23 protein-coding genes are annotated in these 24,708 nt (G+C 40.9%); 4 read left to right on the top strand and 19 right to left on the bottom strand.

The genetic code is table 11. The features are described from left to right. Positions 1 to 58 precede the first annotated feature (58 nt). Complete coding sequence (locus tag ACSQ8P_RS08490) at positions 59 to 241, bottom strand: aspartyl-phosphate phosphatase Spo0E family protein (RefSeq protein WP_436234779.1); 183 nt, start codon at positions 239 to 241, stop codon at positions 59 to 61. Positions 242 to 580: 339 nt separating this feature from the next. On the opposite strand from ACSQ8P_RS08490, the gene mqnE reads away from it, so the two are divergent. Both mqnE and ACSQ8P_RS08480 read left to right on the top strand, forming a co-directional pair. Then, complete coding sequence (mqnE, locus tag ACSQ8P_RS08485; RefSeq protein WP_436234778.1) at positions 581 to 1,687, top strand: aminofutalosine synthase MqnE; 1,107 nt, start codon at positions 581 to 583, stop codon at positions 1,685 to 1,687. A 47-nt stretch (positions 1,688 to 1,734) separates the two neighbouring features. Further along, the gene (locus ACSQ8P_RS08480) at positions 1,735 to 2,799 is read left to right on the top strand and encodes an NAD(P)/FAD-dependent oxidoreductase (protein WP_436239481.1); all 1,065 of its coding nucleotides are present in this window, start codon (positions 1,735 to 1,737) and stop codon (positions 2,797 to 2,799) included. Positions 2,800 to 2,814: 15 nt separating this feature from the next. Here the strand turns inward: ACSQ8P_RS08480 and ACSQ8P_RS08475 are convergent, their stop codons facing one another. After that, a complete protein-coding gene (locus tag ACSQ8P_RS08475) occupies positions 2,815 to 3,069 on the bottom strand; it encodes a YuzB family protein (protein WP_436234777.1) in 255 nt (84 codons plus the stop codon). Between the two features lie 96 nt (positions 3,070 to 3,165). Between ACSQ8P_RS08475 and ACSQ8P_RS08470 the strand changes: the two genes are divergently transcribed. Continuing rightward, positions 3,166 to 3,411, top strand: a complete 246-nt coding sequence (locus tag ACSQ8P_RS08470) for a NifU family protein (RefSeq protein WP_028558591.1) — start codon at positions 3,166 to 3,168, stop codon at positions 3,409 to 3,411. Positions 3,412 to 3,473: 62 nt separating this feature from the next. Here the strand turns inward: ACSQ8P_RS08470 and ACSQ8P_RS08465 are convergent, their stop codons facing one another. The 13 genes from ACSQ8P_RS08465 to ACSQ8P_RS08405 all read right to left on the bottom strand — a co-directional run bounded on the left by ACSQ8P_RS08465 (position 3,474) and on the right by ACSQ8P_RS08405 (position 17,912). Next, complete coding sequence (locus tag ACSQ8P_RS08465) at positions 3,474 to 4,268, bottom strand: SDR family oxidoreductase (protein WP_436234776.1); 795 nt, start codon at positions 4,266 to 4,268, stop codon at positions 3,474 to 3,476. A 6-nt stretch (positions 4,269 to 4,274) separates the two neighbouring features. Continuing rightward, positions 4,275 to 4,982: a Cthe_2314 family HEPN domain-containing protein gene (locus ACSQ8P_RS08460; RefSeq protein WP_436234775.1), complete on the bottom strand. Its 708-nt coding sequence runs from the start codon at positions 4,980 to 4,982 to the stop codon at positions 4,275 to 4,277. Positions 4,983 to 5,032: 50 nt separating this feature from the next. Then, on the bottom strand, positions 5,033 to 5,998 hold the full coding sequence (locus ACSQ8P_RS08455) for a DMT family transporter (protein ID WP_436234774.1): 966 nt from the start codon (positions 5,996 to 5,998) through the stop codon (positions 5,033 to 5,035). Further along, a complete protein-coding gene (locus tag ACSQ8P_RS08450) occupies positions 5,998 to 7,761 on the bottom strand; it encodes a UbiD family decarboxylase (protein ID WP_436234773.1) in 1,764 nt (587 codons plus the stop codon). Before ACSQ8P_RS08450 ends, ACSQ8P_RS08455 begins: the two co-directional genes overlap by 1 nt. A 106-nt stretch (positions 7,762 to 7,867) precedes the next feature. Further along, positions 7,868 to 8,767, bottom strand: coding sequence for a COX15/CtaA family protein (locus ACSQ8P_RS08445; RefSeq protein WP_436234772.1), 900 nt, complete (start codon positions 8,765 to 8,767; stop codon positions 7,868 to 7,870). A 662-nt stretch (positions 8,768 to 9,429) separates the two neighbouring features. Further along, positions 9,430 to 9,774, bottom strand: a complete 345-nt coding sequence (locus tag ACSQ8P_RS08440; RefSeq protein WP_436234771.1) for a thioredoxin family protein — start codon at positions 9,772 to 9,774, stop codon at positions 9,430 to 9,432. A 378-nt stretch (positions 9,775 to 10,152) separates the two neighbouring features. Continuing rightward, entirely contained in the window at positions 10,153 to 11,106 is a 954-nt protein-coding gene (locus ACSQ8P_RS08435; RefSeq protein ID WP_436234770.1) for a TniQ family protein, read from the bottom strand. Between the two features lie 266 nt (positions 11,107 to 11,372). Continuing rightward, entirely contained in the window at positions 11,373 to 13,049 is a 1,677-nt protein-coding gene (locus tag ACSQ8P_RS08430; protein ID WP_436234769.1) for an ATP-binding protein, read from the bottom strand. Between the two features lie 16 nt (positions 13,050 to 13,065). Continuing rightward, positions 13,066 to 15,249 carry a Mu transposase C-terminal domain-containing protein gene (locus tag ACSQ8P_RS08425; RefSeq protein WP_436234768.1) on the bottom strand — a complete coding sequence of 728 codons (2,184 nt, stop codon included), beginning with the start codon at positions 15,247 to 15,249 and terminating at the stop codon, positions 13,066 to 13,068. Between the two features lie 12 nt (positions 15,250 to 15,261). Beyond that, positions 15,262 to 16,074, bottom strand: coding sequence for a TnsA endonuclease N-terminal domain-containing protein (locus tag ACSQ8P_RS08420; RefSeq protein ID WP_436234767.1), 813 nt, complete (start codon positions 16,072 to 16,074; stop codon positions 15,262 to 15,264). A gap of 60 nt (positions 16,075 to 16,134) precedes the next feature. Next, complete coding sequence (locus ACSQ8P_RS08415; RefSeq protein WP_436234766.1) at positions 16,135 to 16,515, bottom strand: hypothetical protein; 381 nt, start codon at positions 16,513 to 16,515, stop codon at positions 16,135 to 16,137. Positions 16,516 to 16,596: 81 nt separating this feature from the next. After that, the gene (locus ACSQ8P_RS08410) at positions 16,597 to 17,622 is read right to left on the bottom strand and encodes a TnsD family Tn7-like transposition protein (RefSeq protein WP_436234765.1); all 1,026 of its coding nucleotides are present in this window, start codon (positions 17,620 to 17,622) and stop codon (positions 16,597 to 16,599) included. A gap of 2 nt (positions 17,623 to 17,624) precedes the next feature. After that, positions 17,625 to 17,912: a hypothetical protein gene (locus ACSQ8P_RS08405; protein WP_057313123.1), complete on the bottom strand. Its 288-nt coding sequence runs from the start codon at positions 17,910 to 17,912 to the stop codon at positions 17,625 to 17,627. Positions 17,913 to 18,074: 162 nt separating this feature from the next. Here ACSQ8P_RS08405 and ACSQ8P_RS08400 point away from each other — a divergent pair, with 162 nt between their 5' ends. Next, a complete protein-coding gene (locus ACSQ8P_RS08400; protein WP_057313124.1) occupies positions 18,075 to 18,413 on the top strand; it encodes a helix-turn-helix domain-containing protein in 339 nt (112 codons plus the stop codon). A gap of 332 nt (positions 18,414 to 18,745) precedes the next feature. Here the strand turns inward: ACSQ8P_RS08400 and ACSQ8P_RS08395 are convergent, their stop codons facing one another. The 4 genes from ACSQ8P_RS08395 to ACSQ8P_RS08380 all read right to left on the bottom strand — a co-directional run bounded on the left by ACSQ8P_RS08395 (position 18,746) and on the right by ACSQ8P_RS08380 (position 24,645). Next, on the bottom strand, positions 18,746 to 20,374 hold the full coding sequence (locus ACSQ8P_RS08395) for an extracellular solute-binding protein (RefSeq protein ID WP_436234764.1): 1,629 nt from the start codon (positions 20,372 to 20,374) through the stop codon (positions 18,746 to 18,748). A 90-nt stretch (positions 20,375 to 20,464) separates the two neighbouring features. Then, positions 20,465 to 21,352 (bottom strand): carbohydrate ABC transporter permease, encoded by an 888-nt coding sequence (locus ACSQ8P_RS08390; RefSeq protein ID WP_436234763.1) that lies wholly within the window; start codon positions 21,350 to 21,352, stop codon positions 20,465 to 20,467. An 11-nt stretch (positions 21,353 to 21,363) separates the two neighbouring features. Then, positions 21,364 to 22,320 (bottom strand): ABC transporter permease, encoded by a 957-nt coding sequence (locus tag ACSQ8P_RS08385; protein WP_436234762.1) that lies wholly within the window; start codon positions 22,318 to 22,320, stop codon positions 21,364 to 21,366. Positions 22,321 to 22,941: 621 nt separating this feature from the next. After that, positions 22,942 to 24,645 carry an S-layer homology domain-containing protein gene (locus ACSQ8P_RS08380; RefSeq protein WP_436234761.1) on the bottom strand — a complete coding sequence of 568 codons (1,704 nt, stop codon included), beginning with the start codon at positions 24,643 to 24,645 and terminating at the stop codon, positions 22,942 to 22,944. Positions 24,646 to 24,708: the final 63 nt, after the last annotated feature.

The following is a 24,708-nucleotide window of genomic DNA, read 5'->3' as shown; positions in this document are numbered from 1 at the left end:
AAACGAAGTGCTTACTATAAGTATACTCCTAATCCATCCGATGCTCAAGGGCAGCTGTTCACTGTTTAGGACGTCTTGTGGCATAGTACTGCAATAGCAATTGATCCAGATCTCGACTGCACTTCTGCACGTCAGGATGAAGAAAACCATGCGAGGTGCCCAAACTAACCATTTGGCCTCGAAGCTGTTCAATTTTGATATGAAGTCGTTCCTGCGGTTCGGTCACGAATAATGGTAGCACGATTATTATCACCTTTAGCCCTTACGTAATCACATTGCAATAGTATACAGGAATTTGTTAATATTGGGAATAACATTTCGCCAATTTCATCGAAAAAATATAGGACATGGATAAGATTGTCGATTTATCTTCAACGTTCTGATGTTGCCCCTCCCAAGTAGGAGGTTTATAATAAGATGGATAGATAGCTCGTATCGTTATAAATCTAGGTGTGAATTCCTTAACCGAACTGGTTGACAGGTACGCGAGCAACTCACACCACCTAACGCACCTGGTTCTAACTGCTGGCTGCGTCGTTTCATTATGCGGTTTATTATATTTTCATAGGAGGCATGGAGCATGAGTATTACGACAGTAGACCCGATCAAACGAATGGCTGAGATTGCTGACAAGGTTGAAAACGGCGAACGTCTGAGCATGGAAGATGGACTGTTTTTATATGAATCTGACGATCTTTTAACCATTGGTCAATTAGCTAACAAAGTAAATACACGGTTGAATGGGAACAAGGTATATTTCGTACAAAATATGAGCTTATATTTCACGAATGTATGCGAGGAGCACTGTTCATTTTGTCATTTCCGCCGCGACGAAGGTCAAGAAGGTGCTTACACATTAACGCCGGATCAGATGTTAGATTATATTGCCGAGAATTTTAACCCTGAAATTAAAGAATTCCATATTAGTCAGGGGCATAACCCCCATCTGCCTTTCGAGTATTACGTTGATTGTATTCGTCGGTTGAAGCAAGCTTATCCGGATGTCACAATTAAAGCTCATACAGCTGCTGAGATCGAATTCTTCTCACGTATTAGCGGCCTCAGCTATCGAGATGTACTTAAGGCGTTAATGGATGCTGGACTTTCCACACTGCCTGGTGGAGGAGCCGAAATTCTTACTGAACGTTACCGCACGAAAATGAAGGTCGAGAAAGCTTCCACCGAAGAATGGTTGGATGTTCATCGTCAAGCTCATCTCCTAGGGATGAAAACGCATGCGACCATGCTATATGGTTCAATTGAAACGAAAGAAGAACGGATTCGCCATATGATGTTGCTGCGCGAGCTGCAAGATGAAACAGGCGGTTTCCTTGTGTTCATTCCTAATTCTGTTCAGCCAGCGAGCAAAAATGCAAGTCTTAAACGTTTCGTTCCCGCTTGGGACGAACTCAAAACAATGGCGATTAGCCGTCTAATGTTGGACAATTTCCCACACATTAAAGCTTACTTCATCAATATCGGAACGAAACTTACACAACTGTCTTTCACATTCGGTGCTTCAGATGCTCACGGCACGATCGTGAAAGAGAAAATCTCACATGCTGCTGGCGCTCTTTCACCAGAAGGTTTAACACGCGATGAGATTGTATGGCTCATTCAAGGTGCGGGCCGCGTCGCGGTAGAGCGAGACACCTTTTATAATGAAATCAAAGTGTATGAGAGATAATAGGTAATAGAGAATAGATCATCGTTCAGAAGGGATATTGGTTGGCTATGAAAAAGTTTGTCATTCTCGGAGGAGGCTATGGCGGTCTGACCGTAGCTTTAAATTTGCTCGAAAAGGATTTACCAGACGACACCGAACTTATTATGATTGATCGCAGTCCATTCCAAGGTCTCAAAACGGAATATTATGCACTAGCTTCCGGTACCATTGCTGAAACGCATATTCGTGTATCTTATCCTGATGATGCGCGGCTTCAGCTTGTTTACGGAGAAGTGTCGGATGTTAATCTCGAATCGAAACAAATCAACTTCCACGACAAAGAACCCATCTCCTATGACTGGTTAGTCATTGGACTTGGGTGTGTTGACAGCTATCATGGTATTACTGGCGCTCGAGAGTTTTCATCCAGTATCCAGACACTGGCTCAAACGCGTGCAACGTATCAGAAAATAAATAACATCAATCCATATGGACAAGTGTCTATCATTGGTGGAGGACTTAGCGGCGTAGAAATGGCTTCAGAGCTTCGTGAGAGCCGCCCTGATTTGAATATCCGATTAATCGATCGTGGTCCAAGTCTGCTCTCCGCTTTCCCTACAAATCTGCAGCAGTATGTGCGTGAATGGATGATTGAACATCATATCGAGTTGCGCACTCAAGTATCGCTAGTTCGATTGGATGGCGGCGATTTGTACAACCAAGATGAAATTATCCGTACAGATGCGACAATTTGGACAGCAGGTATACAACCAACGCCTATTGTCGAAGCTTTGAATGTACCAAAAGATCGTCAAGGACGTATCCTCTTAAATGAATACCATCAAATTCCAGATTTTGAAGAAGTTTTCGTCGTAGGTGACTGCGCGTCCCTACCGTTTTCACCAAGTGCCCAAGCTGCACAAGCGCAAGGTAAGCAAATTGCCGAAGCGATTCAAGCGATTTGGAAAGGCGATACACCTAAACTTGGCAAAATCAAGCTGCGAGGCACACTCGGTTCACTTGGTAAAAAGAGCGGCTTCGGCATTATGGGAAAACGTACGTTAATGACAGGAAAAATTGCTCGTATGTTGAAAAGCGGCGTGCTTTGGAAATCCAAACGCCACTTCGGTTAAGATAGCTAGATCGACTTATTCACTAAGCAAATCATACATGGCCTCAATCTCTTTGATCTTTTCTAAAATACGAACATGGAGGCTCTCGGCGCTTTCCGCGGCAATGATCTCTCCGTTGACTAGTGCGTAAGGCTCCATGTAGCACTGCCCACAGTTGCCCAGACAGCCGTATTCCATGACGTCGAATTCCGGATTTTGCTCGAGATCTTTCATTACTTTATCTGTTCCTGTGTGCATATTGCTGGCACAAAATTCTATAATTGGTCGCATTTAAAAATTCCACCCCATGTTGATAGTTTCAAGCCCTAAACCATTTTCATTTAAAGCGTATTGTACTATAATAGTTAAAGAAAGGAGATGAATCAAATGACAGAAAAAACCAAAGAAGCGATTTACGATGAAGTTCTTGAGGTTTTAGATAAACTTCGTCCTTTCCTACAACGCGATGGCGGTGACGTCGATCTAGTTGATGTGGAAGACGGAATCGTAAAACTTAAACTTATGGGTGCCTGCGGCAGCTGCCCAAGCTCAACAATCACTTTGAAGGCTGGTATTGAGCGCGCATTGGTTGAAGAGGTAGAAGGCATAACAGAAGTCGTACAGGTATTCTAATTACGACTATATCATAAGAAAGAGCTTACCTCTATGGTAAGCTCTTTTTGCTGTATGGCGTTCTACTCGGACTTGCGTTGTTTAAGTACGGGTATCGGCTGAATAGGATCCAATGCGCCAGATATATCCATAATATTGCCGGTTATGAAATCCGAGTTAGGCGAGCAGAGGAAATCAATGACGCGCGCTACGTCCTCCCCTGTTCCCGGTCTGCCAACAGGTGTTTCTCCATCCACTTCTAAGCGTGCCTCTTCCATGGTGCGTTCTTTGTTCTTCCCGCGAATATCGCCCGGACAAATCATATTCACCGTGATACCATGTGCGGCCTCTTCTTCGGCTAATGTTTTGGTAAAGGAAACTAACCCTACCTTGGCAGCCGCATAGGCAGCCCTGTGCGTCCAACCCCTCGCTTCAGCCGCTTTCCCAAAACCGAAATGGATGATACGGCCCCATCTTCTCTCTCTCATCATAGGCAGCACAAGATGATCTAACTCCATCACGCCTATCAGATTCCCTCGCATTAAATAGTCAATTTCATCCATACTGTAGTCAGCGAAAAAACGACGTTCACGAACAAAAGGCCCTGCGTTATTAACTAGTATATCTATCGGCCCCAACTGCGAAACCGTTTCTTCAACCATGCGGATAATATCCTCTCGCTTGGCTACATCCCCTTGCACAGCGATGCTGCGAACGCCTATGTCAGTCAATTGCTGAACGAGTTCTGCAGCTTCCTTCTCGCTTGTAACATAATTCACAGCAACCTGGCAGCCCTTCTTGGCTAAAGTCAATGCCGTCATTTTGCCCAAACCCTTGGCACTGCCTGTAACAAGCACTGTTCGACCTCTTAATGGCATGGTCCCCTACCCCTTTGTCACATATGCCGTGATATAAGTAAATGCTATTGTTAAGGTTCGGCAAACCATGTCAAATCCCTGCTGCAAATCGGACAAATTCAGTTTCACATCCTCAATATGAATACGTTCACCGAGCATCGGTTCTTTTTGCAAAAGATCGTCCAGCATCTCTGCATTAATATAATGCATTTCCATATTTCGTAGATTACGAAGACGTTCTAACGGTGTTTTATAGGTCATTTTAAGGGTATAAAGTTGCAGCTCTAAAGAGCCATGAATATGCTTATCATGCATATGGCGGAGTACGGTGAAATACGAAAATCGCGTTTTCACTGTCTCGGTTTTCAACCCGAAGAGATCATTCATAAAGGTCCCTAATTTATCTAAAATCGAAAATAGGCGGATGAACGCATTTTTGTAGAAATACACAAAACGTTGATAGTCCGCTGTTTCTTGAGGGGTCATTTCTTCTAAAAAACCTTTAACAATACGCTCGCCATACCGCTCGCAGCAATATTTGCTTTGTTCAAGCTCATCTAAGGCATCGATAAAACCTTTGCTCCAAATCGCTTGCCGATGAAAAATCGAATGTGCTGTGGTGAGGTGGCTCTGCTCGGTTGCGATCTGTTTCATATAGGCTCTTACTGCATCGCCAGCTTCCAGCAGGAGTCCGCTGTCGATACGTTTGGGCTCATTAAATAACACACGAAGCATAAGTTCACCACCCTTTTTATCAAAATAATAAGAGATCTAGAATAGCCCTGTTACTTCGTGAAGGTCGTGGCCGTTGGTACAGGTACAGGTGCCCTTTTGGCGCTTGATGTTCGATCACGCTGCACGAAAAACATCGCGGCTAACACACCTACTCCTCCAAGATACTGACTTAACGAGATCGATTCACCTAGAAAAATAAAACCTCCAAGTGCAGCTGTAACAGGAAGTAAATAACCATAGGCCGATGCTTTGAACGGCCCTAGTTTGGCTAGACTCCAATTGTGTAACGAGAAACCTACCGCTGTTGCCAGCAATGAGGTATAGATTAAGCTAATCCAACCCGTCTGCGAGATCGCAGCGAAGTAAGCACCATCCGCACGCAATAGCACGAACGGTAATAAAGATAGGGCTCCAGCTGTCATTTCAAGTGAAATTAATATTGGAAGCGGATATTTCACGACTAATCGGTTCATTCCAATGAGATAAATGGCTCCCATGAAACTGCGCATAAGCAGCAGAATATCACCGCGAAATGTATCACTACCCAAGTGAAAGCCATCGGCGCCCCCCGAGACAATAAGGATCACACTGCCGAGCGCCAACGGGATTTCGATTAGGATGCGCCAAGTAATCTTCACTTGCCTAGCCATGACAGCAATAAGCACTGTAATAACTGGCATAAAACCTCGCCCAAGTACAGCACCATTAGCAGCGTTGGAAAACTGTAACGCGTATTGCAGCAGAGCTTCCATCCCTACGGCATTGAGTATCCCTAACCCACAGATGAGCAGAAGATCGCGACCCGCAATTTGGAATCGAAGTGACCGAGAACGATAATAAAAGTAAGTATAGACCCACAGGATCGGAATCATACTCGCAAAGCGCAGCCCGTTAAAGACGAGACTATCCCATTCTCTGCCCCCAATTTTGAGAGAAGCTAAATTAATCCCCCAAAGTAGATAAACCACTACAAATCCCAAATGTGGATAAATGGCTCGTAAACGTCCCGAATTCATCACGCGAAGTATTCCTTCCATCTGCGATTAACGAGTTCTACAATATCTTCCCGAGGGAACAGCTCATCGGGGTAGCCAGGTTTCATACGAGCATCAATGACAATCGGAACTTCATACGCAATATGATGTCTGTTCACACTGGACTGCGCGTACATATCACTTGCAGGGTTAAAGCGTGTGAACACGGTCCATAAGAATTTCGTTTGGTCATTCGCAATAGCACTGGCATCATCAACAAGGATAACCATAGGCCATTGCTTCAATCGGTCAGCTGCATTCGCAAGCAGACGCTGTGGCAGCTCTGGCTCCGCTGCATAGGAAGCGCCAGAGACGAGCAGACAACCTCCGCAATAAACAGCGATATCATGGATCTCAGGCAGTTCGCCCTCTGTGTATGCCCTTGGCAGCTCGCGTACAGGGTCGCCTGTGCCGAGCAGTACGGCTTTCGAACCGTGATTGAGCTGACCACCGGTATAATCCAATGTATCATGCGATGTTTTATTAAATATAAACAGATCCCGAGCAGGATCGAAGCGTTCTAATACGGTTTCTAACAGTTGTGAAAAGTTCGCTAAGGTCGTCGGACGGTCCGTCACGATCAAGAACTTCGTGAGGGATAGCTGCCCCTCGCCGAGGATCCGGAACGCCGTGCCGAGCGCCTCACGGCTGTAACTTTCGCGGACGACAGCGGCTGCGAGCGGGTGGAACCCGGTCTCGGCATACGTCCACAGGTCTTTCACACCTGGCATCGCCATTGGGAACGCGGGCTCCAGCAATCTTTGCAAGAATTCGCCAAGGAAGTAATCCTCTTGGCGGGGCTTGCCGACGATCGTCGCCGGATAGATCGCGTCTTTGCGGTGCCACACATGATTCACGTTGAAAACGGGGAAATCATGGATGAGTGAGTAATACCCGAAGTGGTCGCCGAACGGCCCTTCGGGGCGTCTAAGATGCGGCGGAACGGAGCCGCATATCGCGAACTCCGCCTCGGCTACGAGGCGGTGCCCCCCATGGGGATTCTCTACCATGGGCAGCTTCTGCCCGAGGATGAGCGAAGCGAGCATCAGCTCGGGCAGGTGTTCGGGCACCGGCGCAATCGCCGAGGCGATGAGCGCGGGTGGGCCGCCCAGGAACACGGTGACGGGCAGCGCTTGGTTGCGCTTCTCGGCTTCGTGATAGTGGAAGCCGCCGCCTTTGTGGATTTGCCAGTGCATCCCAGTCGTGAAGTCATCATATACCTGCATGCGATACATGCCCAGGTTATGATGACCGCCGTCGGGATGCTCGGTGTATACGAGCGGCAGCGTGACGAACGGGCCGCCGTCTTCTTGCCAGCTCGTCAGGACAGGCAGTCCTGCGAGCGGGTTGTCCTGCTTCAAGCCGCCGAGAATCGGCGCTTGATTCGGCTGGATCTTCTTCGTCCCGACTTTCATGAGGTCGAGGATAAGACCTCTTTCACCCCACAGTGCTTTCGGTGTAGGGGGCATCAACGTGCTAGTCGCGTTGATAACCGCTTTCATGAATTGCTCCGGCTTCGGACCGAAAGCCAAATCCACTCTTCTTGTTGTCCCGAAGAGGTTCGACACGACAGGGAATGCGCTGCCTTTTACATTCGAGAACAGTAAAGCTGGCCCTTGCTCGTCGATGACACGACGATGTATTTCGGCAAGCTCGAGATTCGGATCCACGGGAGCCGAGATTTCGATCAATTCATTTTCGCGTCGTAAAATCTCTAGAAACGCTCGAAGATTTGTTGGCACCATGGGAACTTCCACCTTTATCTATGTAATAGTTACTCATTCTTTGGAGATGAAAAAGGAAATGGCCTTCCGTTAGAAGGCCTTGTTGTGCCTGTGCCGCATGATGCTGCTAGGCTTTGCGATCATATAGCGTAAGTACACACAAATAACATAAGAATCCAAACATACAAGCCACAATAATAGCATGGATCATACCTGTAAATAAATAAGCGACTTCATTCCCTAATGACCAGGTTACGACTGCGCCGCTAATCACTTGAAGCGAAACGAGAATAAGGGCCCACTTGCTCCCGAACCAAAGCTTGTCCGTCTTTTGATAATGACGTCGAGCTTGCAGGTAGAGAAATAAAATACAAACAAAGAGCAGCAAAGCGGCAATCCGATGTGTAAATACAATTCCTGTTGCACCGCTAAGTTCTGGAATAACTTCGCCATTACATAACGGCCAGCCCGAGCAGCCGCCTGAAGAAACGGTATGACGCACGAATGCTCCTAAATAAACGACTACGTAGCTGTAAATAGCGGTAAACCAAACGATCACTTTAAAACTAGTATGAATCTGCGTTGTGCGTACAAATTGTCCCCACGGGGTAAACACGAGTGCAAGCAGCAGGGAGAAGGCAAAAGCGAGCAAGGATAATCCGAAATGAAGTGCAAGGACAAGAGAGGATTGCGGCCAAACAACGGCCAAAGCGCCCATTGCTGCTTGAATCAGGGTCATGACCACTGTTGCTGTGATAAAGAATTTAGCATCTCTACGCTTCACATAGCGAAAGACTAAGTAAAACGTTGCAACAAGTATCATGGTCACAACACCTACAACTAAGCGATGACTGTACTCGATAAACGAAGAAATGGTATGTGCTGGAATGAATTTACCATGGCACAACGGCCATTCGTCTCCACAGCCTCGACCTGCGTCAGCCTTGGTTACTAAGGCCCCCATAGCAAGAATAAGAAACATGCCGATGGCTGATAAATTAGCTAATCTTTGGATCCATTTTTGCATGATTGCACCTACTTTATGTCATATCTACTGAGGATCATGTCGAATACTGTAGTTCCGCTTTCAATTATAGCTGTAATATGATGGCATTTCCATTCGCAATTGTTACAAAGCTCCGAAACCACAGGGAATCGGTTTGTCGCCCAACACTTGGAAATAACATTATAGTGTGTGTAGTATGGAAGCATTTATTCGGAAGTGGGATTTAGAAATGAAAAAAAGGCTCGATTCCGAGCCTGATTACCCTTTTGATGATGCGTCGCACATTTTAAGTCGATTATCTCGACTAACTCCACTCCCTGCGCCACTGTTTCACCCGAATTAAAACGAGGATTGCTAAAGAAATAGACCTTTAGTCCGATTCCACCGAACTATTTCCCCATTTTCCTAGAGAACAGGTTGTTTAGGGCGATTTAGTTTGGCTATTTCGAACTAATAGAGCTTTAAAGATTCGGACAGTGGAATTAATTCGGTCATATCGGATTAAATAGGTTCTGGTCGGGGAGTTTTGTGACTCTAGATAAACTAGATGAAAACACTATTTTCAGTGCGACATGTGCTTTGATAGGTGCGTTAGCGAAATCAAAAAACACCGCCATCGGATTGATCCGACGACGGTGTCACGTATGCTTACTTCATCTGGTGTTCTTTACGCCTTACTTCATTTAAGGAGCTAGCGCGTTCGAAACTTCAATTGCACGATCAAGGAATTGTTCGATTTCCTCACGGGTTTTACGCAGTTTGCTGACGAAACGAACGACCTCTTGGCCGTTTCGGAAAGCAATGAAACTCGGGATGCCTAGGATGTTCAATTGTTCACACAGATCTGGGAATTCATCACGATCCAGTTCAATGAAGGTGAGACGGCCTTCATAAGCTTGCTCTACTGCAGGCATAAAAGGGTCAATATAATGGCAATCCTTACACCATGTCGTTTTGAAAATGGCTATTGTCACGCCGGATTGCGAAATTTGTTCTTGAAATTGTTGCTCATTCGATACTTTACGCATGGGACACCTCATCACTTCTTGAATTTACTCTCTTATAGCATGCGAGAAAATCAGTGTCAAGCGCCGCTGGTTCAGGAAAATAAAGTTCGTTAGTATAAGTCCAGTAATTCCAAGGTTTTCACAATTATTAAAAATAAAATAAGTTCGTTAGTCAAATGATTTTTTCAAGAGTTGCTTCTGCAAAAGTGGAAAATAAAGTTCATTAGTGATGTTCACTTTTGTAAAACAATTCTTTTGTAAAAATTTAGACGCAAAAATGACCAAGAACATTTACCTAGATGTCTTGGTCATTTTATTAATAAAAAAAATCATGTATTAAAAATTCTACTAACCATCACCCTCAATAAGAGCTTGATCGTCACATAGTCAACGGAAAAGTCACGTTAACATATAATTGTAACTCCCATTGAATTTTGTTAAAAACTTTCTAGTTGAACCTGAAAAGAACTTCATAAGTAGAAGATGTTCTTTCAAGTAGTATGTACTATGAAACATTCTAAAATCTAATAAATAACTCAATGCATAAGCATCCTGAAACCGTAATAAATCAACTACGTTAAGACCATAGTATTCATTCAAATTTTTGAATAAATATCCAAATACTACATCTCCGTTTTTTTTACGATATTGATCCAAATAAATCGAATATTTTCCTCTAAGATACAAACTTGTATACTCTTCATTGGTCATTGTAAACAACTCTAATAATTGATCTAAGATTATATTAAATATGCTTATATTGGGTTGGACCCATAATGGTGAGATATCCTCCTCTAAATATACTGGTTTAAAACACTTCGAACAACAAATTGTAGAAAGTAACCATCTTCCATTTCTATCGGTTAAATCAATCATACAATTCGGACATTTTGAAATAAGTTTACAACCATGTTCTAGACAAAAATCCACATCACTCAACTGATGTTTTCTTCTAAAATATACCTCACCAGTTTCTTCATAATCTCGTTTTATACAATTAGGACAATATCTAATTTCATGAGAAAGCACTCTTTTCCCTACTCTGTCATTACCAAAATGTATTGCTCTGTTATTGCAAATAGACTGGGAATCCTTGTAAAACATCCTAAGAACACTTACATAAGAATGATTTTCAAGTAAAATTTTAGTATCTACTTTTAGATTCTCATGAAGACTATCATTTATATTATTAATGTTTTGAGGGTTTATCAGTGGTAGTGACCGACTGTTTAAATCAAAGAATATCGAATTTAGATCTACTAATGCTATTCCAGTCAATTTAACATATCTCAGAAATATACTTCTAAAATCCTCATCAAGGTGAGTTGGTGGAAAATGATTAAGTTTTATCATAAATTCTCCAGACTAGTACTTTTTTTTAATTTACCCATTTCAGAAAAAAATATTCCATTTTTGCCCAGCGTCGAATCCCTTAGCTTCAAAAATGTGTATAATTCATAAGCAAATCAAAAAAATCACTTTGGCTTTGAACATATGGTTATGGTTTTGTCGTGGCAATATTTTTCAAAATAAAACCGGCATTTTCTTTTGACCATATAAATAGGCCAACCAGATATCTCCGATTGACCTAATTTAACGACATTCGTAATGCCCCCATTTTAAATACTATGTATTGCTAATACATCTCTATTTAGATCAATCACAGTCTGGTCAATTGTATTTACTACAACACTTTTATTTCTAACTCTTTGCTTACGATCGACCTTTAATTTTACTTTAGCATATGATTGCAATGCTAAACTTTTTAACTCTGGTAGCAATATATTTTTATTCTCCTCTAACAATGCTTTTACAATCATTTCCGCATGATTTGCTGGGATTTGCGCTTCCATTAGCCATTTTGTTGCTTCATACGCTATATCTATAGAATCCTTTGGACTATTCTCCAATGCTGCTTTAGTAGCTTTGAGCTGCCTCTTAGATAACTCGGCTAATGCCGAATTGAAAAATTTATCAATTTTAAAATCTTTTATATAAATGTCTTTCATTGCTTCAAGTTTTGCATATTCATTTAGCTTAAGAGCCAGCAACACTGGTTTTAAAGCACATAATTCATTTTCAAATACATCCTGAAAAATTTGAGAAGTAAGTGATTCAACATTTAAGTTAATTGCCCTCCACTGAGCAATCATAAATAATTTAATCGCGATGTCCGTCACACCTTGCGAATATTCGTACATCACTTGATTTAATGCTTCATTTAATTCAATCGGTTGACGCGTCCATTGATACTTCCAAAGAGCTCCTAAAAAAAGTTTCCATTCAAGACCCTCTTCGGAATCAACTGGGGTATCTAATGAGCGATAATCCATCCGTTCCCAAAAGATTACCCCAAAATGCTCACAGGCTCTACGGAGTTGTCTAAATTCTTTTGATAACATCTCCCATGCCTTGTTGGTTCCAATTAGGACAATTGGAACCCCAAGCATATTTTTAAGCGTAACAAAAAAATTGAGCATATGTTCTTCTTCATCCGAGTTTCCACTTAAATGCTGAATCTCATCGATAATTAATGCACCTATCATATATGTGGCGCATAATTGAGCCATAGTAGGGATCATCTGATCAACAGTACTCTTTTTTACGAAAGTATCGTAATGAGTATCCCCTACGAGATCTTTAAGAACTTGGAAGAAATTAAGACATAATCCCTTAATTGTCCCCTTTGGAGGACATTCTAATTTCAACCATGCAATTTGTGTAAAGTTGATGTTTTGACCCTTGTAATTACTATGGCGAATAACCTGTGCTGGATACATTGTCATGAGAATGTTATTAATTGCTGTTGTCTTCCCCATTCCCGAAACTCCAATTATTGACAACCCCCCTCCTGAAGTTTTATATGATTTTTTATCAAATGACACGGTTTGAGATGTTAGCTTTGATTGCTGATAAACTTCCATTGCTTTAGCAACATTCTCAGCAGCTTCATTTAGAATTCTAATACCATTCACAGTGAGTGGATTTCTATCGACATAACCATCACGAATCAAAATAGACAAGCTTTGCTCTATTCGAAGATGGTTTTCAAGTGGTTGTACGAGCCGCGGAAGATCGTAAATACAGTGCAGCCTCAGAGTCGAGTTTTTTTGTCTATCACGAATATGGAATGGAACTTTCTTGGTTAGTTTCTTAATTACTTTAGGAACATCGTGAATCGGTTGTAACGCTTCGATCAATGGATTATTACGATACTTTGCTATTTCAGCTTTTCGATAGGAAGCACTCACATCTGCCCCTCTTAGGAAAGAGAGTTTTTCTTGAATAATGTCCAATTTCATCGCCACCTTATTAATTTTGTGCCGCAAATAAAGCTTGCAATCTTGAATTCCCTGAAGACAGCTTTTTTGACGTTTCAGGTTTCAATTCATTCGAATCGAGTGAAGCAATGTCATTTTGGACATGTTCAGGCATTTCATTATTTGCATCCTCATAGAAAAAATTCTCAGTTCGACGTAGCATTTCTTTTTCTAATGCTGTACGATCCGCTATACCATCTATTAATTTGGCATTGCTCAAACCACTATCCTGTTTTATCGCTTTAGCCATTTCAACAATATTATCCCTACGATATCCTCGCTCTGCTTCAGCTTGTTCTTCGACTTCTCTATATAGTTCTTTTTCGAGACTTATCACCTCTTCGATATGCTCGAATTCATCCCAAGACTTTTGCATCGCATGATGACTAGCATCAACTATCTCCAGTGGTATAGAACCAATACCGTTATCCCCTTTTAATATGACTTTATCCGTAAACCTTGGATCATACGCAATATTAAGTTTATTTCCCATACGAGGATTTCCATCCACAAACCATCCTTCACGAATCGCTTGATCGCATTTGTAGTGGATACCTTTAAACTTTATACCTAAATTCGTAATTCTACCTGTTTCAGTCGGTAACAAGTTAATTTTTAGCGTTTCTTCATCGAAACTTCTGAAACAGTGCCCTTTTCGTTTCATCCCCCATTCTAAAATGTCACGAGGAATTGGCTTAACTCCATCAGCAATCATATCTTCATCAAGATTATACCCGTCCATCCAGTGATAATTGTTATGCCAGATAGCTAAATCGTAGATGATCTGTGAAAACTCTCTGAGTGTTAAAGTAGCTTTCGTTCTTGAATCCGGATCTCCTCTACGCCGCATTTCAATTGAAACCTCTCCTGGTAACCGAGAAATTGCACTGATATTATAGACATTAAAAAAGCTTTCGACTAATGCCTTCCAATCTGCTCGATATGGAGCCATTAACTCAAGATCAATGCCAAGTAAAGTGCGAAGTCCAGTTGTTTTCGTATTTAGCAATTCTCCTCGGTCTGCAGTAAATTGTCGCGGTAAGCAAGCCAATGGCCAATCTTCTGGTGTAATACTCATTCCGCTCCGTTGACAGAGGTCAACCTTTGAAGAACCTGTATTATATATTGCCATAGCAGCCCCTATATATGACCTTTCATATCCAATATAAATTCCAGCAATATAATGACTGAACAAATCAATAACACTATAGATTACTGGCCTCCCAATTGGTAAGAACTCTCGATAACTACTTGCCAAATATAAATCAGCAATTGTGGAATCAATATGGAATATTGAACCTGGAACCAGGGCTTGTTTAGTCTGATTACCAATTTTCGCTCTCTTATCCAAGTTAAATCTTCTTTCACCAATCAGTTCTAGTGAAGACCCGATAAAGTTAGACTTTTTAGCTTTATCAACATAATAATAATACGTTTTGAACTCAGGTCTTTGCTCTCCTGGCAAGAGAATAGGCTTTGTCTTCCCGTTTTCTTCTTCATAATGACTAACAAAAAATATGCGCAACATCTTTTTAAATGATTCGCGTAATGAAAGTTTTTCTCTTAGATGGAATTGCCTATAAGCCAGCATCATGTGCTTATGTATGGTAGCATCGGTATTAACTCCTACCTTCTCGGGTTCGAGTTTTGTGATTTTTCGTGGTCGGCCCCTTTTTTTCGTATCTTGAGTCGCTAATTTATTACTTCCGGCCCCCCCACTTTTATCGTATCGATTAAGCATTCCTATCTTTAATTTTCCTGACCTCCAATATCTTTTTAAAAGTCTGTGTACTTTAGTCATCGAATATGATGATTTTTCCATACACTCTTTAACCATTGGGCCACGATAGTCACTCATGAAAATATATGGCTCGTGTTCAACATATTCCTTAAGGAAATCCCAAGCTTCATCAAGCTCTGCTCTTCGTTTGGCTGGCAATAAATCGTAATTCATTTTTTCTGCTTCAGTTACGTATTTCACAATACGCGCTTCTCCTAAAACTAAAGCAGCTGTTACGTCTTCGATCGATCGTTCAAACGGGAATTCATCCTTATTCAAATCAATAACAAATAGTAAATCCGGTTGATGCGATATATCCACGATGCGTTCAAACACGGAGTTCTTATCTTCAAATGGCGCCCATTGCAGCACTTGGTTTATAACTAAAGATTGCATACAATTTCCCCCTTAAAATGGAAGTGAAATTTTGACTTGTTTACAGGGATTAAACAACTGATTCATATCAATAGCTAGTTTTTTGTTTGCAATTAAATGCTTAAAAAGCGTAATGCTTGTACCAACTGGAACATTGTAATTTTTGTCCAAAACATCTGTTAAGTCCGCCAAAACTTTATTATTTCCGGGCAAATGCTTCATTAGCTTGTCCTCCATTGAATTCAAAACCGTATCATCAATATTAGGAAATAAACCAAATCTGCTCTTTGACTTATGCAACATTTGAATATTTTGAACTAAGGGAATATGAATGGAGTTTTCAGTTACAACATTCCACTCCACACCTCTTCTTGACCAATAAGTCTTCTCAATTAATTGTTTTTCTGCAGTACGTCGTTTGTTTATCGCCTCATAATATTTAATAGACCTAGCTTTAATGACATGACCATGAGCAATTTTTTGAGTAATAAGATTATCAGTGGTCATAACAATATCGATCTTGGTTTTCGGATCAGCGGGGTGTTTAATACCAAGCTCAGCTGCAATAGCCTGCGTTTCTTCTCGAGGTAGAAGTGGGAACTGTTCTCTGGAATCGACGACACTATCGTCCCATTCCAATAAATAAAAGTACATCGCTTCTAAAAGTGATAAGAAGTGATGTTCACGCACTGTTTTCCAACTGCTACGAATACTTGATTTCCCAATAGAAGGAACTTCGTGAACACGTATCCATGGAATATATGCGGAGCCTGTACCACTTCCTCTCCCTTCTTTTAAACGCTTCTCTATCGTGCCTTCATCAACTGCATACTTAAATTTTGCCATTGCATCCAAACCTCCGGTAACACCTTTTGTATTTTGATAATTTTTCCAGAAGCATATATTTTATTCATTCCTTTCTTTTGAGAAGACATGACTTTCTTTTCTCAACAGCTCCTCCACTTTCCATTCGAGTGTTCGCATGTATTCAATCATCTGGTTCAATGTATCTTGAGTAACAAATCCAGGAACCATAGACTTTTCAATTGTAATTCTTTTTTCGAATTCTTCACACTGCTTGGTAAACGTGACATCTCTATCACCTTTAAATTTATTTAGTAATTTTAAAAACTGCTCCCAACATTCAACCTGACTATGTAAAAGTAATAATTTATAAAAATGCCCGCAATTTGTTGTAAACGGATAATCGAAGTATTTTTTATTTCTAGCAATGTTTGTGTTTATTTTATTAATACCTTCGGATACGACATTAAGCAATTCCTCCATTAAAGCCTCCTCCCTGCAACATTGTAGATTGTTAAGATATATTCGATCTCAATTTTATTAATGTTCATTACTCTAAATTTTCTATGCTGCAATTTTAATTTCTGAGCTTGAAAGTCTGGAGCCATTTTGTATCGTGTTAAGATTTAGGGAAGTTTGTTGTAATTTGAATCCGTTTAAAGAACCAAACAAGAACTTTATCAATAATATGTGTTTTAATGGGTGTCTTGCATATTCGCCATCAATGCATTCTCTCAACCAACCTCCTATTTCTGCATCACATCCTAATAACTTAAGTAACGATCTGCTATAAAATTTCTCAAAAAAATATATTAGTTTGCGCAACCTTAATTTGTTGCTGAATTCATAGAAATTAGCCTCAATTAATTTCATAACATATAGATTGTGTAATTTTGGAAATAACTCATCTAACCATATATCCTGTTGAATAAATAAATAATTAATCTCATTACTAATCTCAATTAGTTCCGTTTTATATTCACTTAGTAATGGACTCCAACTTTGATTTTGCAAGGTTAAATCTGACCCACAATTAGGACAAAATTGTTTTAGAATAAAGAGCTTATTTCTTAATTTCGTATTGAAATGGAATCCACATGCTTCACATCCAGTAGAAAGTATTCTTTGATGATCTAAACAATAAAAATTTCCTGGGGCTTGATGTGTCCTTCGCCAGTATGATTCACCATTCTTATTCAAATCCTCAATTAAACAGGATGTACAGTACTTCAAATGATTACTTATACTTGATTTTGCAATATATCCTACTTGCGAATGTATGAGATGATATCTGGTATTTGATGCCATCATTTGTAGCACTTGTTGCTTACTTTTTGGGGTTAAAAAGGGGAGAAAATAAGGAAGTAATGAATGATTCCGAATAAAGTTCTGTTCGCTATAGTTGTTTTTACCAGGAATGTTTTTAACTAAACGATCCGTGATCTTAGGGAAATCCAGTATTTGGGTGCATTTGACACCATACAAATCGAACATCGTTTTTTCAACTTTCAAATTACCACTTAAGTGATGATATCTTGCTAAAATGCTATAAAGTATTTCATCTGGATAAATGTTTGGAAAAAAGTTCATTATTAATTTGAACCTCCTAAAGAAGTTCTCCCTTTCTCAATAGATCGCATATTAAATCTCGATATCTTTAAAGCATCAGGTACGATATTTGCTATAAATATTTTTCCTTCATACACAAGTTTGATGCTGTCTATTTCCTCCTTTGAATATATAACTGGGACTAACCATGTTCCATAAATTGCTGCTCGATAAAACCACTGTTCTTCAATCGCTTTTGAGCATGTGTAAAATAAATCATTGGAATAGATACCCATTGGTGTAACAAGGGCAAATGCAAAAATTTTTTTCAATAAAATCACCTCTCTGAATAATTTTTTACTATTAATCTACTAATAGTTATTATCAAATTCGATAGTTTTTATACTTATAAATAGTATTTTTATTTTTAATATTTATACGTTTGTGTTTCAATTGCTACCCATTGTCTACACTTTTAATGAGGTGTAATTAACATGGGCGACATTTTAAAGATTGTTGGTGCTAGAGTTAGAGATATTCGTAAAGATCGTGGTTTAACTCAGGAACAATTAGCTGAGGTGTCTGGATTCCATTTTACTTACGTAGGGGCTGTTGAACGTGGTGAAAAAAACATCACTTTACTTAATCTCGAAAAAATGGCCGAAGCATTAAATACTGATGTTCAGGAACTGTTTAGATATGCTGGCCTTGACTTAGGTCAAACAAGCAAACAAAGGGATCTTCAAGAAGTCCTTAATTTACTCATGCGTCAATCAAATGAGGAGATAAAGAGGGCAAAATTTATTTTATCTGAGTTTTATAGAAGTAAATAAGAATGAAATTAAAGAGGTTATCCGACTTTTTTGTAGGATAACCTCTTTTTTAGGTCAATAAATTCTCTAATAATTGTACACTATCATTCACGAAAGTTATTTGGCTTTAAGAATTTATACTTTACTTATTGTCCGCAACCCTTTGAGGTTGTGAACACGAAGCAACGTAAATTAGTCTTTATTGTTTTAGCAAATATTCAATTTTCCATATATCGCATTGGTTGTCCCTCCCACATTATTAATTGGAAATACGTCCTTTCACTTATTGCTCATATCTTTCTTTAACATATCAAAAACCCCCATAAACAAAGTATGGGGGTTACTTAAACCATTTATTTCTTTTTCATATCCTTATAAGCAGTTCTGCGTTCATCTGTTACCGTCTGACCGCCAATTTTCAGATACTCTTGAACGCCTGCATCGAATGTTTTGTTAAAATCATCAGGCTTAGCCATGATACTTTTTACGACAGCCTCAAGAGCCTTATCTTTAAGCGTTTTTCCGTATTTAATTTCGGAATCGATTGGACGATCGAAACGTGGAATCGTATAGCCGTCTTTAAGACCATTGTTAATTGTTTGCTTCGCTAGTTCTTTATAGTTAGGGAACGCTAGAGAAGTAGCTTCAATATTTTTTTCTTGGGAGCCAAAATCTTTACCATTAATTACAATAGCAATATCGGTGTTATTGTAGAATGTTTTCTTTGCCTCATCCGTTGTGATTGTTTTCGGAAACCCATTCTCTAACGTATAATGCTGTCCTTCGATACCATTCGTAAGCGTAAACAATACGTCCGATTTTGACATCCAATCCAAATATTTAACTGCTTCAGCTGCGTGCTTGCTCGTTTTTGGAACCATAATATATGCGCCAATCGGGTCGTAAATACCTTTTACTGATTTGCCCTCTTCGTTCGTAAATGGATCCATGGCGACATACTCGGCACCTGGTACATTCTTTTTGAGCGTATCGAATACATTGCCAGTACCCATTAAGTTTGGATGAGCAGCAAGTGCAGTAAATGCACCTACAAGACCATTCGCAACATCTTTCTCGAAGCTTTTTCCATCTTTATCAAGTGCGAAGTCTGGATTAATTAAGCCCTCACTATTCATCTTATTCAAGAACTGCAGGCCGTCTTTGTAACCTGGTTTTTGCAATTCTGGGATGTAATTCGACGTCGACAAGGCATAGTTATCTTCTTCTGACAATTTCTTAACGAACGAAGAGATTAAAACGCCTGGCGTTGTAATCGCCGTACCGTCGAGAGAACTAAAATCGTATGGGATTACTTTGCCGCCTGTTTGGCCAGGGTCTTTCTCTTTAAACGCTTTGATTGTTTTGTAAAATTCATCTGTTGTCTTCGGAACCGGCATACCCAGCTTATCTAACCAATCCTTTCGTATGTAGGAGGACTGGGTATATTGCAGTGTTCTCTTTGCAGGGATCGCATATTGCTTGCCGCTGAAGATTCCATAGGAGAGAACATCTGTACCAAGGAACTTCTTCAGATTGGGTCCATTGGCATCGATTAACGAACTGAGATCGGTCAAGCCACCGCTTTTCACATAATTGTTAATCGTCGTTGTGTCATACGTAAACACAAGATCAGGGGCATCGCCGGATGCCATGAGGATGTTAAGCTTATCCACCTCTTGGTTGCGGGGAACCGGAATGAACTGCAACTTAATATTGTTCGGATCACCGAAATTCTTCTGAATCCACTGTGTCCAGAAGTTGTTGTCAACCGGTCCTGCACCTGCTGGCGCGTTCCCCCTGTCGAATACTTCTACCTTAAGTGTAACGGGATCTTTACTCACAGCAGGAGTTGCGTTAGAGGTGGCTCCTGCTGTGGTGCTTGAAGAAGCTTCTTTCGGTGCACTTGAACAAGCTGATAACATACCTGCTAATACAATTACTGAAGTTGAAATCCCAAACCATTTCCGTTGCTTTGCGTTCATTTTTAAACTCCCCTTCACATGTGTTGTGATTTTCCTATATGTTACACCTCGATGAATCCGAGATACCAACCGTGTGCAATATTGCATCAATTAACCCTTTACCGCCCCAATCATAATGCCTGAGACGAAATACCGCTGAACCCATGGATATACAATCAAGATCGGCGTCGTTGCGAACATGATACTTGCCGCTTTAATTCCTTCTGGCATAACTTCAATTTGCGACGCACCTTCCATTGCGGTTAAATCCGTTACCATACTGTTCATAACGACCTGATACAGCTTCAGCTGTATCGGATATAGGTCTGCGTGTGTAATGTAGAATAGTGCATCCATAAACCCATTCCATCTAGAAACGGCATAGAACAGACTGAGGGTCGCTATTGCTGGCAATGAAAGCGGCAGAACAACACGGATTAAGGTGCCGATATGAGAGCTGCCATCCAGATACGCTGACTCCTCTAGGCTAGCAGGTACTGATGAAAAAAATGATCGCAAGATAATCAAATTAAAAGCACTAATCATACCTGGTATAATTAACGATGTAAGACTGTCTAGCATACCTAACTGCTTCACGAGTAGATATTCGGGAATTAATCCGCCGCTAAAGAACATCGTAAAGATGATGAGAAGCATAAACACAGATCTTCCCTTCAAACGTTCCTTCGTTAAGGGGTACGCCGCGCAAATGCTCATGAGCATACTGGCTGCCGTATACGTCGCTGTGAGTAGGATTGTCAGCCCCATCGACTTCAGCATTCTCGTATCTTGGAAGACAATTTCATATGCGTGAAAGTCCAGTCCCCGTGGAAATATCGTAACTTCGCCTGAGAGTACCGCATGCTTAGAGCTTAACGAAATCGAGATGATGTGCAAGAATGGCAGAAGACAGATCAGCAAGACGAGTCCGACAAATAGCATGATCAGGGCGTCTGTGATACGAATGCCTGGTGTTTTTCGTTGTACGTTGGTTGTCATACCCTTTCCCCCTACCATAATCCTTGTTCCCCGAAGCGCTTGGCGATCGTATTCCCCAACACGACAAAGATGAGTCCGACCAAAGCTTGGAACAAGCCCATCGCCGTCGCCAGCGAGAATTGTGCTGATTGAAGCCCTGCTTTATACACAAATGTGGAGATTACTTCCGCATAATCCATGACCAGCGGATTGCTCATCACGAACGGACGCTCGAAGCCGATTGTCATAATATGCCCGAGCTGCATAATCAGCATCACTACAATGGTGGGTCGGATGCCTGGCACCGTAATATGCCACATTTTCTTCAGTCTACCCGCCCCATCCACATCTGCTGCTTCGTAGAGCTCCTTATTAATGCCGGTTAATGCAGCCAAATAAATAATCGTTCCCCAACCAGCACTTTGCCAAATGCCAGTTCCAAGATAAACAAGTACCCAATTCATTTTTTCCGTTAAAAATGGGATTGCTGGTATCCCCACTAAGTTGAGCATATTGTTAACGAGTCCGCCTTTGGTGGCAAACATTTGATAGACGAGACCACCAATAATGATCCATGAGATAAAATGCGGCAGATACAAAATTGTCTGCGCCATTTTTTTATACCACATGACCCTAAGTTCATGAAGCAAAAGTGCGAGAATAATCGGTGCTGGAAAAGAAAATACCAAATCCAAGAAATTCAGCACGAGTGTATTCCTCACAACCGTATAAAATTGGCTCATGGCGAACAGCTCGCGGAAGTTATCGAACCCGATCCATTTGCTTCCGGTTACGCCTTGAAAAATACTGTAATCCTGGAACGCTATCGCCGCGCCATACATGGGCACATATTTGAAAACGATGAAATAAATAATGGGAAGGACAAGTAATAGATATAACTGAAAATCCTTCCGAAACCACTTTGCCTTTCGACGCCTCACGGCCACTGGCAACGATTGCAGCTTACTCTGTGTAGTAGTTTGGTCCATGTGCATCCCTACTTTTCTTTTCTTTTCTTTTCTTTTCTTTTCTTTTCTTATACTTAGGCGACCTATCCAATTTGGCCCCGTCCCTAAGCCTATCAGTTCAGGTGATTAACCACACTATACGGGGAAAGCTTTTAATTGCACAACAAACTAAATTCCGATCATTAAACAGATTTCCGAAACCCTTGATACAACAGCTTTCGCTTTCTAATTTTTCGGAACTTTGTTGCGTTATAAGTATTGGTTTTAATGTTTGGTTCACCCTGTTTGCAACTTTTTTAATACAAAAGATTGTATTATCACTATCCGATCTGAGACGTTTGGACGCAATAAACTGATATCTGCTCGATTAACCAATTTCAGAAATAGGCATTAAAGTTCCAGATTGCTTTGCAACCTACTGACCCGTGTGTTGATACGGTAAATTGCAACAATCATTAACACATCAACGACAATGCTGATAATTGTTTTCACATGAAAGGCTCGAATATCAAACTTAACTTCTTCGAAATTGCTGCAAAAGAAATAAAAACAGCCTCAGTCTATTGAAGCTTAAGACTGAGGTCGCTAACAATTATTGAACGATAAGCAACAGATCCAAATTGCTAGTCATATTTCCTGAATTCAGTTCAAGCTTTGAAACAATCTATATACGACAGTTGCAGCTTGTGCTCTAGTAGACGCGTTCTTGGGATTAAAATAACCCTCGGTCGTTCCGTTCATTAGACCTGATTGTTGTAATACGGAGACAGCATCTCGCGCATAGGCGGATACACTATCCAAATCATGAAATCTAGTTATTGTATTGTTCGAAATTGAAGGTAAGCCACTTATTCCAGACATGTTGGAAATACGGAAGATAAGCACAGCCATATCTTCACGACTAATCGCGTCGTTTACCCCAAAAGATCCATTATCCTTACCTTGTACTAAACCTGCTTTCTGGGCAGAGGCAATGGATCTGTAATACCAAGCATCCGATGCGACATCCGAAAAAGCAGCAGTAGCTGTCATATCTTCTAGGCCGAAAAGCTGGACTAGGAGTTTTACAAACTCCGCTCTTGTCACCTTACCTTCCGGTACATAGTATTCTTCGCTTCTGCCATCAATAATTTCACGAGCAGCTAGGCCAAGGACACCTTCACTAGCCCATCCATATCCGTCCATATCTTTGAAAGACACCATGGAATGGTACGCCACATATTTGCTAAAATGATTCGGTTTAAACGTAACCATGTTTGTTGACGCATTATATTTGGCATTCCGTACAACCTCTAATTTGCCATCGTCTCCAAGGAAGTAGATTACGACTTGATTCGGATTCTCACTTGGACTAAGTATATAAGGAATTTCAACCTGAACCCCTCCATTTAGGTGAGTCAATCGTTTTCCATCCAGCATCAAATTAAAATCATAGACTGTTTGTGAGCCTGTTTTTTGCCTCACTTCCGATGAAAGCGTTGCAGGATCTACTCTGGCTACAGTGAAGAGAAGATTAGAACTTTCGGTAACCTGAGCATTTTTAAGTACCTTAGTACCCAAGGTTATCGTCGCCATGTCTGTTTGAATTTTTATCGTGTCTGCATGGCCTGATCGAGAGGTTGATTGGATCCATTCGGCAGCCGGTAGGCTAACCTGCACTTCGCTGGTATCAGGCTTCGAAGTGACTTGAATGAGTACTGACTCCTTCTTCGACTGTTCGAATGCTTTAAGGAGTTCATTGGCCGTAACACCGACAGAAATAATCCCCTTGTCCGTAGGTTCCGCTTCAAGCGTAATAACATTCAAATTGGAATTCGGGCTTGGGCTTGGGCTTGGACTTGGACTCGTGCTAGGGCTTGTAGGGGTTACAATTATCTTAACTTCTCCGCCAGCCACTCCTGCTAAAGTCTGCGGTTGTGGTTGACTGTTCAGTAAGGACAATGATAACAAGCTTACGGATGCATTGCCATTTCCAACGGCTTTGAACGTAATTGTAAAAATATCCTTATCTCCGTTTAGACCTGCTCTGCGCCCTGTAAGTGTAAATACAAGACTAATCTTATTGTCCAGTGTTTCAGGCTCTCTAACAAAGGCCTCTCCACTTAATGTGCTAGAATAACCTGTATACTGTAGCTTTGTACTATCATAAGCAAGTTCCATCTCAGCACCATAGACATCTGCGAGCGACTTACCCTTAACGGTAATCGTAATATTTTCTCCGGATTGGACATTACCAGAGGATGATTGCAATTCAAATGTATTGGATACTTGTTCTGCATACGAGACTGGTAGCATGGATGCCAACAACAAGAAAACAAGACAAATCACTAGAAGATAACGTTTCATATTGGATCCCCCAAAGTAGGCTACGGAAGGGAGATACATCTATCTTCTCCCATCCGTTAAATG

It is taken from the genome of Paenibacillus sp. LjRoot153, assembly GCF_964253085.1.
Classification (GTDB): domain Bacteria; phylum Bacillota; class Bacilli; order Paenibacillales; family NBRC-103111; genus Paenibacillus_E.
This window is presented reverse-complemented; position numbering and strand designations above follow the sequence as displayed.